General features: G+C 48.7%; 17 protein-coding genes and 1 tRNA gene. 15 read left to right on the forward strand and 3 right to left on the reverse strand.

Annotation, left to right across the window (positions count from 1 at the left end; genetic code table 11):
- Window positions 1-79: 79 nt before the first annotated feature.
- The 3 genes from EKM99_RS05685 to EKM99_RS05695 form a co-directional block, all read right to left on the reverse strand.
- Complete coding sequence (locus EKM99_RS05685; RefSeq protein WP_125581741.1) at window positions 80-421, reverse strand: YisL family protein; 342 nt, start codon at window positions 419-421, stop codon at window positions 80-82.
- 63 nt (window positions 422-484) lie between these two features.
- Entirely contained in the window at window positions 485-1,015 is a 531-nt protein-coding gene (locus EKM99_RS05690; protein WP_125581743.1) for a dihydrofolate reductase family protein, read from the reverse strand.
- 208 nt (window positions 1,016-1,223) lie between these two features.
- A complete protein-coding gene (locus tag EKM99_RS05695; protein WP_125581745.1) occupies window positions 1,224-2,489 on the reverse strand; it encodes a peptidoglycan recognition protein family protein in 1,266 nt (421 codons plus the stop codon).
- Window positions 2,490-2,850: 361 nt separating this feature from the next.
- Between EKM99_RS05695 and EKM99_RS05700 the strand changes: the two genes are divergently transcribed.
- The 15 genes from EKM99_RS05700 (at window position 2,851) to EKM99_RS05770 (ending at window position 18,259) form a co-directional block, all read left to right on the forward strand.
- Complete coding sequence (locus EKM99_RS05700) at window positions 2,851-3,081, forward strand: DUF2187 domain-containing protein (RefSeq protein WP_125581747.1); 231 nt, start codon at window positions 2,851-2,853, stop codon at window positions 3,079-3,081.
- A 79-nt stretch (window positions 3,082-3,160) separates the two neighbouring features.
- Window positions 3,161-3,231: transfer RNA gene (locus EKM99_RS05705), tRNA-Gly, on the forward strand.
- A gap of 308 nt (window positions 3,232-3,539) precedes the next feature.
- Window positions 3,540-5,231 (forward strand): arginine--tRNA ligase, encoded by a 1,692-nt coding sequence (argS, locus tag EKM99_RS05710; protein WP_125581749.1) that lies wholly within the window; start codon window positions 3,540-3,542, stop codon window positions 5,229-5,231.
- Window positions 5,232-5,489: 258 nt separating this feature from the next.
- Window positions 5,490-5,972 (forward strand): 5-(carboxyamino)imidazole ribonucleotide mutase, encoded by a 483-nt coding sequence (gene purE, locus EKM99_RS05715; protein ID WP_125581751.1) that lies wholly within the window; start codon window positions 5,490-5,492, stop codon window positions 5,970-5,972.
- A complete protein-coding gene (purK, locus tag EKM99_RS05720) occupies window positions 5,956-7,089 on the forward strand; it encodes a 5-(carboxyamino)imidazole ribonucleotide synthase (RefSeq protein ID WP_125581753.1) in 1,134 nt (377 codons plus the stop codon). Before purE ends, purK begins: the two co-directional genes overlap by 17 nt.
- A 2-nt stretch (window positions 7,090-7,091) precedes the next feature.
- Complete coding sequence (gene purC / locus EKM99_RS05725) at window positions 7,092-7,823, forward strand: phosphoribosylaminoimidazolesuccinocarboxamide synthase (RefSeq protein ID WP_125581755.1); 732 nt, start codon at window positions 7,092-7,094, stop codon at window positions 7,821-7,823.
- 1 nt (window position 7,824) lies between these two features.
- Window positions 7,825-8,076, forward strand: a complete 252-nt coding sequence (gene purS, locus EKM99_RS05730; protein WP_125581757.1) for a phosphoribosylformylglycinamidine synthase subunit PurS — start codon at window positions 7,825-7,827, stop codon at window positions 8,074-8,076.
- Between the two features lie 3 nt (window positions 8,077-8,079).
- On the forward strand, window positions 8,080-8,760 hold the full coding sequence (purQ, locus tag EKM99_RS05735) for a phosphoribosylformylglycinamidine synthase subunit PurQ (RefSeq protein WP_125581759.1): 681 nt from the start codon (window positions 8,080-8,082) through the stop codon (window positions 8,758-8,760).
- Window positions 8,753-10,981 carry a phosphoribosylformylglycinamidine synthase subunit PurL gene (gene purL / locus EKM99_RS05740; RefSeq protein ID WP_125581761.1) on the forward strand — a complete coding sequence of 743 codons (2,229 nt, stop codon included), beginning with the start codon at window positions 8,753-8,755 and terminating at the stop codon, window positions 10,979-10,981. The genes purQ and purL overlap by 8 nt, the downstream gene beginning before the upstream one ends.
- Window positions 10,957-12,393 carry an amidophosphoribosyltransferase gene (purF, locus tag EKM99_RS05745; RefSeq protein ID WP_125581763.1) on the forward strand — a complete coding sequence of 479 codons (1,437 nt, stop codon included), beginning with the start codon at window positions 10,957-10,959 and terminating at the stop codon, window positions 12,391-12,393. The genes purL and purF overlap by 25 nt, the downstream gene beginning before the upstream one ends.
- 12 nt (window positions 12,394-12,405) lie before the next feature.
- Window positions 12,406-13,431 carry a phosphoribosylformylglycinamidine cyclo-ligase gene (gene purM / locus EKM99_RS05750; RefSeq protein WP_125581765.1) on the forward strand — a complete coding sequence of 342 codons (1,026 nt, stop codon included), beginning with the start codon at window positions 12,406-12,408 and terminating at the stop codon, window positions 13,429-13,431.
- Window positions 13,424-14,002, forward strand: coding sequence for a phosphoribosylglycinamide formyltransferase (purN, locus tag EKM99_RS05755; RefSeq protein WP_125581767.1), 579 nt, complete (start codon window positions 13,424-13,426; stop codon window positions 14,000-14,002). Before purM ends, purN begins: the two co-directional genes overlap by 8 nt.
- 36 nt (window positions 14,003-14,038) lie before the next feature.
- Entirely contained in the window at window positions 14,039-15,280 is a 1,242-nt protein-coding gene (gene purD, locus EKM99_RS05760) for a phosphoribosylamine--glycine ligase (RefSeq protein ID WP_125581769.1), read from the forward strand.
- 248 nt (window positions 15,281-15,528) lie between these two features.
- Window positions 15,529-15,996: an arginine repressor gene (locus EKM99_RS05765; RefSeq protein ID WP_125581771.1), complete on the forward strand. Its 468-nt coding sequence runs from the start codon at window positions 15,529-15,531 to the stop codon at window positions 15,994-15,996.
- Between the two features lie 169 nt (window positions 15,997-16,165).
- Window positions 16,166-18,259, forward strand: a complete 2,094-nt coding sequence (locus EKM99_RS05770; RefSeq protein WP_125581773.1) for a PBP1A family penicillin-binding protein — start codon at window positions 16,166-16,168, stop codon at window positions 18,257-18,259.
- The last annotated feature ends 126 nt before the right edge of the window (window positions 18,260-18,385 follow it).

The following is an 18,385-nucleotide window of genomic DNA, read 5'->3' on the forward strand; positions in this document are numbered from 1 at the left end:
GTTGTGTAAATAAAAGGCATCACCGTGCGCCACCATTATTGGTGGCGCACGGTGATGCCTTTCTGAGTTATCTGATAAGTTAATGAAATGCCAACGTTAACCCTAAGCCAACGGTAATCAACGCCACAATCCCCAAAATCCAGTAAATCAGGTGCGGCGTGTCGCGTTCCATCTTTCGACCGAAACTGATTTCAATTAGCGCAATGGTGCCGATTCCCAGCAGAAACTTGAGGCTGATCAATAGGGGAGCGTGACCAAACGTCCGAATACTAAGAACCACGCCGCTAATAATCATGACCAAGTAGGCAATCCGGGCTAGAATTAAAAATTGGGTTGCCCGCTTTTCAGAGTGACGGGTTAGACCACCAATCACCAAAAATGTTAAAACTATCCAGGTCCAAAAATGTAGGCCTAACCACATACCAACCGCTCCTTCACGTCCATATTAACTTACAGCCTAACATATTCGGTTAGGCGAGTGTTACTAATTTCTGCGGCGATAGACCAATTCGGCCAAGGGACCTAGGGTGTGGCCATCCACTAGGGTGAACTGGTGAGGCGCCGTTAGTTCCCCGAAGAGCCGTTTGCCGTTACCCAAGATGGTTGGGGCTAATTGGAGGTAGAGTTCATCCACGCAGTCGGCGGCAAGCAGTGGCGTGAGAATCTGTTGGCCACCGACAATCCAGACGTTGCCGGATTGTTGCCGGAGTTGCTTGACTACTGTCAGCGGGTCGTCCTGCGTGAAGGTCGTCAGTGGCAAATTTTCCCCTTGTTGGTGCGTGAAAATGTAGCTGTGCATCTGTGGGTTAGCCGGGTTAAAGGGCGCACCAGGGGCCATCTGAGTCACGTAGTCGTAGGTGGTTCGCCCCATGATGGCGCTAGTCATCCGTGAGAGCACGGCTGTGCCGGCGTCAGCGGGGATGCCAGAGAGTTGGGTCAACCAATCGATATTGTCGTCAGGGGTGGCTAAATAGCCATCTAGCGAGGTTGCACCGTAGAAAATAACTTTACCCATAAGTCGCATTCCTTTCAAAAAAGAGAGTGGGAAAAAAGGCGGTTAGCTGGTGAGCATTAAGGCTGATAGCCGAATAATCCCGGGCTTGGATTGTTTGGCTATCAGTTTTAAGCGGAGCCAGCTGACTTTTGTCGCACGTTTCAGCAATAGGGAGTTGGAGAACCAAAAAGAGTCTGGGTTTTGTCCCAGACTCCCATAATCAGTTAAATTAAGCCTTGCCGTTCAAGCCAGCAGCCTGAATCCAGTAAGCTTGGTTGTTCAAGGTGACGCGGTACCAGGTCGAACCATCACTGCCCTTGTTACCAGCTTTATTGACGGTGACTTTGGTGCCAGCAGGGAAGTCCTGCGTGTGCGCGGTGGTCTTGGACAGGTATTTTGAATTTAAAACGTGGTTGTACATCTTGTAGTTCTTGGTGGTGTTCAGGGTGTAAGAACCGCTAGCATCACTGAACGTCACCTTAGGGAAGGTCAGTGTCTTGCTGTAGACCCAATACTTGGTCGTGGCATTCTTACTAAAGCGAATCCGGTACCAGGTACCACTCCAACCGCCTTTTTTCACGCCACGGGAGTCAACGTAAACCTTGGCGCCACGGTAATCAGAACTTAAACGACTCCACCCAATCTTGTAGGCACCACTCGTTCCTTTGATGTGGTTGTAAACGCTCCACTTGGTGTAGTTGCTAGCTAACGTGGCCGTTTCGTTATTCCCACCGTGATTGTACGTCACGGTCTTCTTGGGCGTTGTGGTCGTGTGATTCGTGGATGAATCCGAATTGCTGTTGGAATCAGTCGTGGTATCCGTATTCGGCGTGGTGCCGCTTACCTTAGCAAATTGGGTGTTGACCAGACTCATGAAGTCAGTCATGGTGTACGTCGTGCCAAAGTAAGAGCTAGCGTTTGCCTTCCAGTAACCATCTGGATCGGTATGGTTGGTACCACCAAGATTGGTGGAAACGTCGTGGTGAGACAGAACCGTGACGTTGCGTTTTGGTGTCAACCCGTACTGGTTAAGGATGTAAGCCGTGTAATAGGCGGCGTTATTCAATTCAGAGGCGAAGGCCGCCTTAGAGTGAACCTCAACCTGTTCGAATTGGACGTAACGGGCGTTGGCAATAGGACCGGCGCCCCAACACAAGTAGTTCGTGTTGGCAACGTTGATGATGCTGCTCGCGTCAACGAAAGTGTGCACGAAGGCATTTTTATAGTTCTTCTCCATATAGGAAATTTCACCGTAGATGGTCGAGTTGGGGTTGGCCGTTTCATGAACCACGACCCCCTCTGGCTTCCCATTCCGGTAAGGATTCTGTGGAAATCCTGACCAGATACTGCTGGTGATTTTCGGTGTGGCGTATTGCTGATTAGCAATATAGGTATTAATTGAATTAGCGCTGGCCGTGGTTGATGACCAGAAGAGGCCGATACAGCCCGCCGTAAGAGCGATTCCCCGAACCGCCCAACGTTGCCATTTCTTCATAATGTCTTCTCCTCCTAATGAAATTCATTAATTAAAAAACGATCTATCACAACGACTAGATTATAACTTATTTGACGATGTTTGAGTATTGTTTAAGAATTCAACGGAATATCTCCTTGTTCGGTAATTTAGTGATGTCTTTTAATATTCCGGTAAGATTCATCATCCTTGTTTGCATTTTGACTGAAAATAAAGAAAATTCAGCAATAAAGTTCGGCTTTCCCATTTTATTTCAATCGCCTTACAATTCGATTGCAAACGGTTCGATCTGACTTGAAAGCAGATTAGGAAAGGACTTTACTTGCTTCAATCTGAAAATTTAGCTATAATATTACTTTGCATACGAAAGGAGCGACGAACAATGGCTGAGACTACTGAGATTAAGATTGGCGATTACGTTGCGGCGAAAAAATTTGGTCCCTTGGAGCATGACTTCACTGGGGAAGTTACCAAAGTGTATGATAATTCAGTTTTGGTTGAGATTCGGGAGTATGATCCCGCCGACAAAACTGCTGTAGGAGACATGAATAACCGCGCTGTTGTGCGAAAGTCTGCTGCGAAGGTTACCGGAAGTAGTACTGACGAAAACTAATTTTTCAGTACTTTCTTGAATTTATTTGCAAAAAAATAATGACAACTCACAAATGGTATGCTATACTCATTTGTGTTGTGCGGGTGTAGTTTAGTGGTAAAATTCAAGCTTCCCAAGCTTGCGTCGCGGGTCCGATTCCCGTCACCCGCTTTCGAATGTCGGGCGGCCAACTGGTCGTCTTTCTTATTATTCGAAGGCTTTTACCGTCATTGAATTAGTACGTCAGAGAAACCTTAGCAGCGAGTCCGGGATGTTGTGAGCCGGATAAGGAACTTGGACGGAACGGAGCAATTGGCGTCAATTAAATTGAATCTTAAAGTGGACTTTAAAGTCAATCAGAGTGGTACCGCGGGTCATCTCGTCTCTTACAAGTAATTTTGTAAGGGGCGTTTTTTTATTCCCAGAATCACCTGATGTGACTTGACCGATGATAACCGAATAATTAGGAGGAAACGCATATGGATTACAAACAAACAGTGACTAATGCCGTAGCAACAGCTTTAGATGGTCAATTATCAGCTGATGAAATTATGGCTAAGATTGAACGCCCTAAGACGTCAGATAAAGGGGACATGGCTTTCCCAACCTTTACTTTGGCTAAGTTGTTACACCAGGCGCCACAACAAATTGCCAAAGACTTGGCAGAAAAGTTAGACACCACGGGGTTTGAAAAAGTTGAAGTCGTAGGACCTTACTTGAACTTCTTCTTTGATAAGGGAACGTACAGTGAAGCCACTCTGGATACCGTTTTATCAGCCGGTGCTGACTACGGTAAGAATGAGGATGGCAATGGCGGCAACGTGCCGATTGACATGTCTTCACCTAACATCGCTAAGCCAATGTCTATGGGTCACTTGCGTTCAACGGTGATTGGTAACTCCATCGCTGAAATTTTGACGAAGAACGGTTACAAGCCAATCAAGGACAATCACTTGGGTGACTGGGGAACACAATTCGGGAAGCTCATCACGGCCTACAAGCTGTGGGGGAACGAAGACGATGTCAAGAAGGATCCCATCAACAAGCTGGTTGAATACTACGTGCGTTTCCATAAAGAAGACGTGGACAAGCCTGAACTGGATGATGAGGCGCGTGGGTGGTTCAAGAAGCTGGAAGACGGCGATCCAGAAGCACAACGTCTTTGGAAATGGTTCCGGGAAGCCTCTCTGCAAGAATTCAACGATGTTTATGAAAAGTTGGGCGTGACGTTTGACACGTTCAACGGGGAAGCCTTCTACAACGATAAGCTGGAAGAAGTTGTCCAAATCTTGAAGGACAAGCATTTGCTGGTTGAATCACAGGGTGCCCAAGTCGTTGATTTGAGCAAATATGATTTGAACCCAGCCTTGATCTTGAAGAGTGACGGTGCGTCGCTTTACATCACGCGGGACATCGCAACGGCACTTTACCGTGACCGGACTTACCAACCAGCCAAGAACTTGTACGTGGTGGGGTCAGAACAGACTTACTACTTCAAGCAATTGAAGGCTGTCCTACAAGAAATGGGTGTGCCATCCGCTGACGACGTCCAACACGTGCCATTTGGGCTGATCACCGTTGACGGTAAGAAGCTGTCTACCCGTTCTGGACGGATCATCTTGTTGGCCAAAGTTCTGGACGAATCTGTGAAATTAGCCGGCGAAGAAATTGATGAAAAGAACCCTGATTTGGCAAACAAAGAAGAAGTTGCCAAACAAGTTGGGGTCGGTGCCATCATCTTTGGTGACCTGAAGAATGAACGGACCAACAGTATTGACTTCGTGTTAGCTGACCAACTGAAGTTTGAAGGCGAAACGGGTCCTTACATCCAATACTCGCATGCCCGTGCCGAAAGTATTTTGCGGAAGGCTGGCAATGTGACAGTTAAGGCCGACGGTAACCAAGTTGCTGATCCAGAGGCTTGGGACACAATCAAGACGTTAGCGGACTTCCCAGCAATGGTTAAGATGGCGTGTGATGAACTGGAACCATCCGTCATCGCGAAGTATGCCATCCGCTTGGCCAAGACGTTTAACAAGTACTATGCCCACTCCAAGATCCTGACGGAAGATGCTGAGTTACCAGCACGTTTAGCTTTGGTTAAGGCGGTTTCAACTGTCTTGAAGGAAAGCTTACGTCTGTTAGGGGTCAAAGCACCAGACGAAATGTAATGATGAAATGAACGAGAAGACTGCCGAGTTGGCGGTCTTTTTTTTTCGGGAAAATTATAAGGGCCAACTACGTTCGTGGTTCGTATTGATAGTTCGATTATTAGTTTGTATTCAGATTTTAATAAGTGCAAAATACTTAATTATCCTATAAATGCGAATATTAAAATAATTATACCAGAATATAGTTAGCATTTCAGTTGACAGTTTTAGATGCGATTGCTAAACTTAGCAAACAAATAAAAATACAGGGGGATTGGGATGACAAAGGTTGGTTTAGTTATGGGATCGATTTCGGATTGGTCAACGATGGAACTGGCGGCAAAGCAGCTGGCAGCGTTAGGCATCGCTTATGAACGCCGAATTATTTCCGCGCACCGCATGCCGGATACCTTACAGTCTTACGGGCAACAGGCTCAGGAGCGGGGGCTTCAGGTCATTATTGCTGGAGCTGGTGGGGCTGCCCATTTGCCGGGCATGGTCGCCGCTAATACGATTCTCCCGGTAATTGGTGTGCCCATGCAATCGCATGCTCTGAACGGCCTAGATTCGCTCTTATCCATCGTTCAAATGCCCAGTGGTGTTCCTGTGGCAACCATGGCGATTGGGGCGGCAGGGGCCAAGAATTCAGCCCTGATGGCCGCCCAAATTATCGGTCTTCAAGATTCCCAAGTTCAGCAACGGGTGGTGGCATTTCGGCAACAGCAGCGACTGGAGGCGGAGCAGAGTGAGCAACAATTTTGAGCAACCAATCTTGCCCCCGGCAGTGATTGGGATTGTTGGTGGTGGCCAGCTAGGACGCATGTTAGCGGTAAGCGCGATGTCTATGGGGTATCAGGTAGGAATCTTGGACCCGACACCAAATTCACCGGCGGGGCAAGTGGCCGATTTTCAAATCGTGGCGGACTATCAGGACCGCGAGGCATTGACCCAACTGGCGCGAAGAAGCGCCGTGCTGACATACGAGTTTGAAAATGTTGATGAGGCCGCACTGAAGGCCGTTGAAGCATACACCCAGTTGCCCCAGGGCACGGAATTGTTACGGGTGACGGGTAATCGGTTAGCTGAAAAGCAATTTCTAGTGCAACACGGAATTCCAGTGACACCCTTTGCAGCGGTCAACGATGAACAGACGTTGTTGGCAGCCGCCCATAAGCTAGGTACGCCAGCAATCTTGAAGACGGTGGTTGGCGGCTACGATGGCCATGGGCAGGCGGACTTTGATTCAGCAGAGGCGGTTTCACCGGCGGCCAGAGCTTTGAGCGCGCAATCGTGTATTTTAGAGACCCGTCAAGCGTTTAAACTAGAGGCTTCCATGATGGTGACCCGGAGTGCAGATGGTGAGGTCGTGACCTTCCCGCTAGTTGAAAATCGTCATCACCGGCATATTTTACACACGACCTTGGCACCCGCGCAGGTCAGTGACGCCGTCCATCGCGCGGCCAAAGAAATTGCGGAAAAGATTGCGACTGGTTTGGGCTTGCGCGGTGTGTTAGGGATTGAGTTCTTTGTCTTGCCAGATGACCAGCTGATTGTGAACGAGTTGGCACCACGGCCACACAATTCGGGCCATTATACGATTGAAGCCTGCAATGTCTCGCAATTTGAGGCGCACATCCGAAGCATTTGTGGCTTGCCGATACCGGCCATTATTCAGCATAGCCCAGCAGTCATGCGTAACCTATTGGGAGCAGATCTGATCCAGGCTAGAGAAGCGCTGGTAACGCATTCCGAATGGCACTTTCACGATTATGGCAAGGCACAAATTAAAGACCAACGAAAAATGGGCCACATTACCGTTTTGAACGACAATCAGGCGGCTGCTTTGGCCACTTTGACAGCATTGAAGGGAGAACACTGACCATGACAGAGGTTCAAAGAGGGACTTTACTTTTTACGGGGAAAGCCAAGGCCATGTACGCGACAAATGACCCACAAATTCTTTGGGTAGAATACTTAGACCAGGCAACTGCTTTAAATGGCAAACGGAAGGTAGCGATTGCTGAAAAAGGACTGCTAAATAATCAAATTGCGAGTCTGATCTTTCGGGATTTAGCCAATCACGGCATTGAAAATCACTTCATCAAGCAACTTTCAGACCACGTACAGTTGGTACGACGCGTCAACATGATTCCATTGGAAACGGTGGTTCGTAACGCGGCGTCGGGAAGCTTTGAACGAAAATTCGATGCAGATCATTTGATGCCTTTTACGCAGCCAGTCATGGAATTCTTTTACAAGAGTGATCGACTGGATGATCCGTTCATCAATGATTCTCAAATCGTGGCTCTCAAACTGGCGACACCCACAATGCTGGCTGAAATGCGGCGGCAAGCGCAGCTGATTAATGATCGCTTACAGATGATTTTTGCCGAAATGAAAATCCAGTTGGTAGACTTTAAGGTTGAATTTGGGCTGACGGCCGCCGGCAAAGTTCTGCTGGCTGATGAGATTTCTCCTGATAGTTGCCGACTAGTCGATGACACAACTCATGAATCCTTGGATAAAGATGTTTTCCGGAAGAACCTAGGCGATTTAACCACCGTTTACCAAGAAGTTTTGAACCGCTTAAGTGTGGTTGAAGGAGGCCGTTAGCGTGTATTTAGCAAAAGTATATGTGACGTATAAAAATTCAATCCTGGATCCCAAGGGCGAAGCAATCAACGACGCTCTGCATCGATTGGCTTATCAGAATGTGGAATCTGTTACTTTAGGAAAGTACTTTGAGCTTAAAGTAAAGGCAGGTCAACAACCCATTGCAGATCAAGTCGATGAAATGTGTGACCGCTTGTTAGCCAACGTCAATATGGAATCATACCGTTACGAAATTACTGAGTTGGAGGACTAAAGCATGAAGGTTGCGATTCCCGTTTTTCCAGGTTCGAATTGTGATGAGGACTTGTACCATGCACTATGGGACATTCTGCAAATCACGGCTGATTTATTGCCCGTTACAGTGACTAATTTATCTCAATATGATGCAGTTATCTTACCCGGTGGTTTCTCATATGGTGATTACTTGCGGAGTGGGGCAATCGCACGGTTTACGCCAATTATGGCGGCAGTCAAAGACTTCGCCAGTACCGGTAAGCCAGTCGTTGGCATCTGTAATGGCTTTCAAATTTTAACCGAAGCGGGCTTGTTGCCAGGTGCTCTGCGAGCCAATCAATCTTCTCGGTTTATCTGCCAGAATAGCGAGTTGCAGGTGACCAATAATCAAACGATTTTTTCGACGGCTTATCAGCCACAGGAGCACATCAAGTTACCCATCGCGCATGGTGAGGGGAATTACTACTGCGATCTGACAACACTGGCAGAGTTACGTGCTCAAAAGCAAATTGTTTTTGAGTACGTGGATAACCCCAATGGCAGCGTGGGAAATATTGCTGGTATTGTGAATCGACGGGGAAATGTTTTGGGTATGATGCCCCATCCCGAGCGTGCGGTCGAAGTCCTCTTAGGGGGGACGGATGGATTAGGCGTCTTTACATCATTGCTAGCCAATAATCAGCGGGAGGATGTCCATGCTTAAGAATACACAGTTAACGCCAGAGGCTTTGCGGGACACTCAAGCTTATCGAGAGCTCGGTTTATCCGCTGATGAATATCACTTAATTACGGATCAGGTCTTAAAACGACTGCCAAATTACACAGAAATTGGTCTGTTTTCGGGGATGTGGAGTGAACACTGCTCGTACAAAAATTCAAAACCCGTTTTAAAAAAGTTCTGGACTGAGGGTGAGCAGGTTCTTGCGGGCCCTGGAGAAGGCGCTGGAATCATTGATATCGGTGATGGTCAGGCCGTGGTCTTTAAGGCGGAAAGCCATAATCATCCCTCAGCCGTCGAACCATATGAAGGTGCCGCAACTGGCGTGGGTGGCATTATCCGGGATATCTTTTCGATGGGGGCTAAGCCGGTTGCCTTACTGGATAGTTTGCGTTTTGGAGAACCACAAGATACCCAAACGACCTATTTAATCTCGCAAGTGGTCGCCGGAATTGGTGGGTACGGGAATTGTATTGGTATCCCGACAATCGGTGGCGACATGGCTTTTGATGCTTGCTACCAAAAGAATCCATTGGTAAATGCGATGTGTGTAGGGTTGCTCGAACACCAGGATATGCAAAAAGGTCAGGCCACGGGTGTGGGGAATGCGATTATTTACGTCGGCGCAAAGACGGGCCGTGATGGCATTAACGGGGCATCATTTGCTTCTGCAGAATTTAATGACGCCAAGGCAACCCAGCGGTCCGCTGTCCAGGTTGGCGATCCCTTTATGGAAAAATTACTCATGGACGCTTGTTTAGAAGTGATTCATGATCACCGTGATATTCTAGTTGGTATTCAAGACATGGGAGCAGCCGGCTTGGTGTCTTCGTCAGCAGAAATGGCGTCCAAGGCTGGTAGCGGCATGAAGCTCAATCTGGATTTAGTACCCCAGCGTGAAAAAGAAATGACTGCCTTCGAACTCATGCTGTCTGAATCTCAAGAACGGATGTTACTGTGCGTCAAAGACGGCGCGGAGAAGGAAGTTCACGCAGTTTTCAAGAAGTATGGTTTAGACTCGGTGGTCATTGGTGAAGTCACACCAGGACATCAATACCAGCTCTTTCATCACGGTGTCTTAGAGGCTGACGTGCCGGTGGATGCATTGGCGACTCAAGCGCCCGTCTACCAACGAGAAGCGCGCCGACCACAACGCTTGGATGAACAGGTACAGACGCAATTTGAGCCAGAACTGGCAAATGTGTCCGCCACTCTTAAACAGTTGCTACAACAGCCAACAATCGCTTCCAAGCGGTCCTTATTTGAGACGTACGATTCTCAAGTACAGACAAATACGGTCGTACAACCGGGATCAGACGCAGGTGTTATTCGCATTCGCCAAACAGATAAGGCCTTAGCCATGACAACCGACGTTAATGGGCGATATCTCTATTTGAACCCACGCATGGGGGGCGAAATGGCTGTCGCCGAAGCTGCGCGAAATATTGTGGCATCAGGTGGTCAACCACTGGGAATCACGGATTGTTTGAACTTTGGCAATCCAGAGAAGCCAGAACAATTTTATGATTTGGATGAGGCCGCGCAAGGAATTAGCCGCGCTTGTCAACGGCTAAACACGCCGGTTATCTCTGGAAATGTCTCGTTAAATAATGAGTCAAATGGGGAGGCCATTTACCCAACACCAATGATTGGTATGGTGGGATTAATCAAGCATTTACGTGATGTGACGACACAAGATTTCAAGCAAGCTAGTGATGCCGTTTATGTGTTGGGAACGACGGCGGCAGATTTTAACGGTAGCGAGTTGCAAAAGATGTTGACGGGTCAAGTCAGCGGTGAGCTATTTGACTTTGATTTGACAGCTGAGGCTGAAAACCAACGAATACTCTTGCAAGCCATTCAAGCTGGGCTAGTCGCAAGTGCCCATGATGTATCTGAAGGGGGCTTGATTACAACCATTGCCGAATCGTGCTTCGGTCGAGGAATTGGGGTGAACTTGACCAGTCAGTTGCCGGCCGTCCAGTTCTTTGCTGAGACGCAGTCACGCTTTGTGGTGTCCGTTTCAATGGCAAACAAGGACGCCTTTGAGGCCTTGATCAAGAATCAGGGAACGTATTTGGGGATGACGACGGCTACTGATCAAATCTGGGTTCAGACAGCCGACCAGTTCTTTGATGTCCCCGTCAGTGAAGCTAAAGAATTGTGGGAAGGAGCGTTACCGTGCCTATTGAAGCAAAGGGCTTAAATGAAGAATGTGGTGTGTTTGGTATCTGGGGCTCGACCGATGCTGCCCAACTAACCTATTTTGGCCTGCACGCGTTACAACACCGGGGCCAAGAGGGTGCTGGAATTACGGTAAACAACCAAGGCTTATTACAATCTGAACGAGGTTTGGGCTTACTGGCCGATGTCTTCAGAGAACCACAACGATTGGCACGACTGGTGGGAACGGCCGCGGTGGGCCACGTACGCTATGCGACGGCTGGTAATCACGGTATTGAAAACATTCAACCGCTAGAATTTAACTTTAGTGATTCGCAGTTTGCCCTAGCTCATAACGGGAACCTGACCAATGCGCAAACTCTACGGCACGAGCTAGAAGCTGACGGCGCGATTTTTCATGCGAGTTCGGATAGTGAAATCCTGATGCACTTGGTTCGACGCAGCTCAGCAAGTACGTTAGTGGAGCAGGTAAAGGATGCTTTACGACAAGTTCATGGCGGGTTTGCGTATCTATTACTCACCAATGGTCGGTTATTTGCAGCCCTAGATCCGAATGGGCTGCGACCGTTAGTTGTTGGTAAGTTGCCAACGGGTGGCTACGTGGTTTGTAGTGAAACTTGCGCGTTGGACGCCGTTGGGGCCGAATTCGTACGAGACGTTCATCCCGGCGAGCTACTAATGATTGATGATCGTGGATTAAGCATTACCAATTACCAGCCGGCCGATGCATTAGCAATTTGTGCAATGGAATTTATTTATTTTGCCCGGCCAGATTCCGATATTTATGGTGTGAATGTTCATTCAGCCCGCAAACGAATGGGCGCTCAGCTTGCCAAGGAACAGCCAGTTGCCGCGGATATTGTGGTGGGCGTACCGAACTCTTCCCTATCAGCAGCTACGGGATACGCGGAAGCCAGTGGCCTGCCATATGAGATGGGATTAATCAAAAATCAATATTCGTCGCGAACCTTTATTCAGCCGACCCAAGCACTCCGGGAACAAGGGGTGCGCATGAAGTTATCCGCTGTACGCGGGGTGGTTGCTGGCAAACGCGTCGTGTTGATTGATGATTCCATTGTGCGCGGAACAACTTGTCGGCGAATTGTGAAACTGTTGAAAGACGCCGGTGCCTTGTCTGTCCATTTAAGGATTGCGTCTCCGCCATTACGATATCCTTGTTTCTATGGTATTGATATTCAAACGACCAAGGAATTAATTGCGGCACAAAAGACTTTGCCTGAGATGTGTGCGTCGTTTGGCGCTGATTCACTGGGCTTTCTTAGCGAACAAGGTGTTATTTCTGCGGTCGGGTTAAAGACGGATGCCGCTTATGGTGGGCTATGTATGGCCTATTTCAATGGGGATTATCCGACGCCACTTTATGATTATCAGACTGAATATGACAATGAAATTCAGGTTAAACACAACGAATAGGGGGGAATTAGGGTGAGCGATGCGTATAAGCGTGCTGGCGTCGATATTAATGCGGGTTATGAAGTATTGGAGACGGTCAAAGCTTTAAGTGGTAATCGTCAACTGGGCGCTTTTGGTGGCGCCTTTCCCTTATCTTCGGTGAGAACAGGCGACCAACCGGTTTTGGTCGCAGGAACCGATGGCGTGGGAACAAAGTTGTTGGTGGCCATTGAAGCACAACGACATGAAACCATTGGAATTGATCTAGTGGCGATGTGTGTGAACGACGTGCTCGCACAAGGGGCGCGACCACTATTTTTCCTTGACTACCTTGGATTGGGCCATACGAACCCGAGTCAAGTGGCGGATATTTTAGCCGGGGTTGTTACTGGCTGTCAGCAGGCTGGAACCACCTTAATCGGCGGTGAGACGGCTGAGATGCCAGACATGTATCCCCACGGTCATTATGATCTCGCAGGTTTTTCAGTTGGTATTGCCAATCAAAACGACTTGCTAACGCCCGAGAATGTGCAATCAGGAGATGTCTTGATTGGGCTCCCTGCCAATGGGCTGCACGCCAACGGGTTCAGTCTAGTGCGTGATATTTTATTTAAACAGCACCAATATGCGTTAGAGACAGTCTTCCCTGAGGTGGGCCAGTCGCTTGAAGCGGAACTTTTGCGTCCTACTAAGATTTACGTCAACAGCGTTCTGCCGCTGTTGGAACAAAAACTGGTTGCGAGCATGGCGCACATTACGGGTGGCGGACTGATTGAAAACGTGGCACGCGCCTTACCGCCAAAATTATCTGCACAATTTAACGTGGGTAGCTGGCCAGTACCAGCTATTATGACCGTGTTAGCACAATTGGGTCACCTAACCGATGAAGATTTGCGTGCAACCTTTAACTTAGGTTTGGGGATGGTACTGGTGGTTCATCCAGAACATGAAGCGCAAGTATTGCAAGTCCTGCAGGCAGAGAATCAGCAGGCTTATCGTGTCGGCCAAATTGCCGCTGGTACAAAACCAGTCGTTTTTCAGGAGGCCACCAATGGTTAAAAGGATTGCCGTGTTTGCCTCAGGAAATGGCACCAACTTTAGTGCGCTTCAAAACGCCATCACGCAACGCCCGATACCAGCTGAAATTGTGCTGCTAGTTTGTGATCAAGGGAATGCTCCCGTCATTCAACGCGCACAAGCCGTGCACATTCCAGTGCTGCAAATCGATTACCGCAGTTTTCCGACTAAGGCAGAGGCCGAGCAGGTAATTCTAACGGCTTTACAGAAGCAGCGGGTAGCCGCAATTTTTCTAGCGGGATACATGCGGATTGTCGGCAGGACATTATTGGTTGCCTATCCGCACCGAATTATTAATTTACATCCGGCGCTATTGCCGAGCTTCCCGGGAAGACATGGCATTGCAGATGCCTTGGCAGCTCATGTCAAAGAGACGGGTGTGACGGTTCATTTCATCGATGCTGGTATCGATACGGGACAAATTATTGGGCAACGGAAAGTTGTGGTCCACGCTGAGGATTCCTTTGAGAGTCTCGCGACCCGTATTCATCAGGTCGAGCATCAGTTTTACCCAGACGTTTTGGCAGAATTGATTGCGACACAACAAATCTAACAAATCTTAGGTACGAAGAATGAGGAGGAACCCCCAATGGCAAAAGTACTCGTAGTTGGTGGCGGTGGGCGAGAACATGCAGTGGCGAAGGCAATGTTGAAAAGTCCGCAAGTGACAACTGTTTTTTGCGCGCCAGGGAATCCCGGCATGCAGCTGGATGAAATCCAAACAGTTGATATTGCTGAGTTAGACTTCCCGGCATTAGTGACATTTGTTCGCCAACAGGCTGTTGACCTCACATTCGTGGGGCCAGAAGTACCGTTAGCTGCCGGAATTGTGGATTATTTTCAGGAGGCCGGCCTTCCGGTATTCGGTCCGAACCAGGCGACCGCACAGCTAGAGAGTTCTAAAGTCTTTGCCAAGGAATTCATGCATCGCCATCACATCCCAACGGCCGATTATCAGCTGTTTACAGGCGTGTCGGCCGCTATCAAATATAGTGACCAGGCGCCGTTACCTCAGGTCATTAAGGTGGATGGCTTAGCAGCGGGGAAGGGCGTGACGGTTGCCACAACGCATACGGTGGCCAGAGCGGCCTTAACTACTGCTTTCCAAACGGTGGATGCAGTTCTCATCGAAACGTTTCTGTCTGGTTTTGAATTTTCCCAAATGGTTTTGGTTGGCGGAGAACACTATTGTCTATTGCCAACAGCACAGGATCATAAACGTCTTAAAAATCAGGATGCTGGTCCCAATACTGGGGGAATGGGAGCCTATTCTCCGGTGCCACAGGTGACGTCAAGTATCATTGCGGAGACTGTGCAAAAGGTTGTTCGTCCCACTATCAGGGGGCTGCAACAAGATGGTTTGTCTTTTAATGGTGTGCTTTATATCGGGGGTATTATGACGCCCAATGGGGTCCAAGTAGTTGAATACAATCTACGGTTAGGAGATCCAGAAGCACAAATACTATTGCCGCAATTGCAAAGTGATTTTTATCAGGCGATACTAACGTTGCTGCAAGGGAAAACGCCCGATCTTCAGTGGCAACACGCCGACACTTACCTAGGGGTGGTACTAGCAGCACCCGGGTATCCAGACAAGCCAACGACTGGAATCAGCGTGCCAACGGTGAAGGGGGCCGACTATGCCAGTGTGAATGGCACAATAGAACAGCTGCTGGGAAATGGTGGCCGTTTAATGATGGTGACCGACCATGCGCCAAGTCTGGCAGAGGCCCAGCGACGGGTCTATGCCCGTTTGTCCAAACTTGATTTAGGTGATTTGATTTATCGGACGGATATTGGTGATAAAGGGCTCGACGACAGTTCAGTGTGAAGTGACCTGACGTCACCAGGGTAAAGCGTTAAGTTTCGGATAGTCCCGCAGCTATCCGATTTTTCTTTCTGCCACTGATCTAACAAACGAAAATAAATTCGGCGTTGACTCCCGCGGGAAATAAGCAAGGTTCATTGCGTTAAAAACGAATATTTGGTACACTGACTTTATAAATATGCAGAGACATGTGGCCAAATTCCGCATCCTTTGTTATACTTAATGCAATTTTATGCGGGAGGGTCGTCGTCATGAAGAAAAGTATTCGCCAAGCGCGCATCGAGCAACTCATCAATCAGTATCCCATTGGGACCCAAGAAGAATTAATGGAACACCTGGAAGAGGTTGGTATTCAGGCGACTCAGGCCACCATCTCGCGTGATATTCGGGAAATGCAAATTGTAAAGGCCCAAGATGGCCACGGCCACCTGCGTTACACGATTTTTAAGGCGGGGAATCGTAGTGAGGAAGAACATCTACGGGAGACCATCAATGAAGTGGTCACCGGCCTGACACGGGTTGAATTTGTCAATATTTTGAAAACGCTGCCGAGTAACGGGAACCTTTTAGCAGCCATCTTTGACGACCTGAATCTACCGGAGATTGCCGGTACCTTGGCCGGGCATGATACGATTTTTATTATCAGTCCGAACGCCACAATTGCTGAAAAACTCCATGATGAGATTGCTGGAGAGATGAATCCTGAAATTATTCATTAACGAACGTAAAGGCGTCACCCGCGAGACTAGTGGGTGACGCCTTTTTCAATGGAATGGTCACTCGGTTAAGCTATTTTAAAGGTTGATAAAGATTCCAGGGATTCGTGGTTGGTAGCGCGGTTTATGCTAAAATAGGAGTATTACAATTGAGATAAGAAGAGGCTATTTTATGAATAACCAAGAACCTAATCAGAATTTTTGGTCGGGCTTCAAAGCATACTTCAAACATTTCTGGCGGCGATTCCAAATTACCCGTTGGATCATCATTGTTGTGCTCACCATCATCTTGGTGGGCAGCGGGTATCTGACTTTTATGGCCAAGACCGCCAACGTTGGTGATTTGAAGGCCGCATTGGAAAACCCAACCCAAATTTATGACCGCAAGAATAAGAAGGCGGGGACCCTGTATTCGCAGAAAGGGACCTACGTTGCTTTAACCAAGATTTCACCTAACGTGCAAAGCGCGGTGATTTCGACTGAAGATCGGAATTTTTATCATGAACACGGTTTCTCCGTAAAGGGGATTGGCCGGGCCGTTTTTCTATACGCTAAAAATAAGATCTTACGACAAAGTTACATCAGTGGTGGGGGAAGTACCTTGACCCAGCAACTGGTGAAGAATGCCTACCTGACGCAGGAACAGACATTTTCTCGTAAATTCAAAGAACTTTTCCTGTCCATTGAAGTCGAAAATGTTTATAGCAAGAAGGACATTCTGTCCATGTACCTGAACAACGCCTACTTCGGCAACGGGGTCTGGGGTGTCCAGGATGCTGCCGAACGCTACTTTGGCAAATCCGCCGCAGCTTTGACGGTACCTGAGTCCGCCGTGTTGGCGGGGATGTTGACGTCGCCGAGTGCCTACAACCCGGTTGACCATCCCCAAGCGTCGCGTTCACGACGTAACGTGGTCTTGGGCTTGATGGCGGAAACGGGTGCTATTTCAAGCTCGCAGGCCAAACAGTACCAGGCCACAGCCTTGACGACTAACGATAACTACAGTTATAAAAACTCGTACAAGTATCCTTATTTCTTCGATGCCGTCATCAATGAAGCCGTCAGCAAGTACGGCTTAACCGAATCGGAAATCATGAATAAAGGTTACAAGATTTACACGACGCTGGATCAGGCTAATCAGACCCAGATGCAGAATCTATTTAAGAATTCGAGCTATTTCCCGGCCAATGCCAGTGATGGGACCAAAGTTCAGGCGGCCTCCATCGCCATCAATCCGGATACCGGTGGTGTGGAAGCGGTCGTCGGTGGTCGGGGCAAGCACGTGTTCCGGGGTTACAACCGGGCGACACAAATGCAACGGCAACCGGGTTCGACGATTAAGCCGTTGGCCGTTTACACGCCAGCTCTGGAAAATGGCTACTACTACGATTCTGAATTAACCGATAAGAAGAAATCGTACGGGACTAACAATTATTCACCTAGCAACTACGGCAATGTGTATAGCGGTAAAGTGCCGATGTACCAGGCGCTTGCGCAGAGTAAGAACGCACCCGCAGTCTGGTTGTTGAATAAGATTGGGGTCGACAAGGGTTACGATTCGGTCAAGAAATTCGGCCTGCCCGTTTCCAAGTCCGACAAGAACCTGGCGTTGGCCTTGGGTGGCTTGAAGACCGGGGTTTCACCGCAACAGTTGGCGCAGGCCTATACGGCATTTGCCAACAGCGGGACCATGACGTCCGCCCATTACATTCGTAAGATCGTTGATGCCTCCGGTAACGTGGTGGTCGACAACTCCGACACCGAAGCTAAGCGGACCAAGGTGATGTCCAGCAAGACTGCCAAGCAGATGACCAGTATGATGATGGGCGTCTTCAATTACGGGACTGGGGTCAGCGCTAAGCCGTACGGGTACACCATCGCCGGGAAGACCGGGAGTACCGAAGCCGATGGCGATTCGGATGCCACCCGTGACAAATGGATTGTGGGCTACACACCAGACGTGGTCGTTGCCACCTGGGAAGGGTTCGACAACACCAGCAGCAAGCACCATTTGGAAAATGTTAGTGGTACCGGTGAAGGGCCGCTTTACCAAGCAGAAATGCAGAGCATCTTGCCGAACACCAAGGGAACGGCCTTTAACACCAAGGATGCCTCAACCATTGCCAAGGCCGAGAGCAGCGGCACGTCTTCCAGCAGTAGTAGCGATGTCTGGGATTCCGTTCAAAAGGGCATCGACAATGCGGGCAAGTCCTTTAGCAACGCCGCCAACACTGTCAAATCCTGGTGGAATTCCGTGGTCAATTAGCCAAATGTGGCTGGGATGAAAGCGCCTAGCATGTTACAATGGAACATGTATTGTAAAAGAGAGTGGGACAAAAGGCGCTTAGCTGGCGAGCATTAAGGCTGATAGCCGAATAATCCTGGGTTTGGA

It is taken from the genome of Levilactobacillus cerevisiae (assembly GCF_003946245.1).
Lineage (GTDB): Bacteria > Bacillota > Bacilli > Lactobacillales > Lactobacillaceae > Levilactobacillus > Levilactobacillus cerevisiae.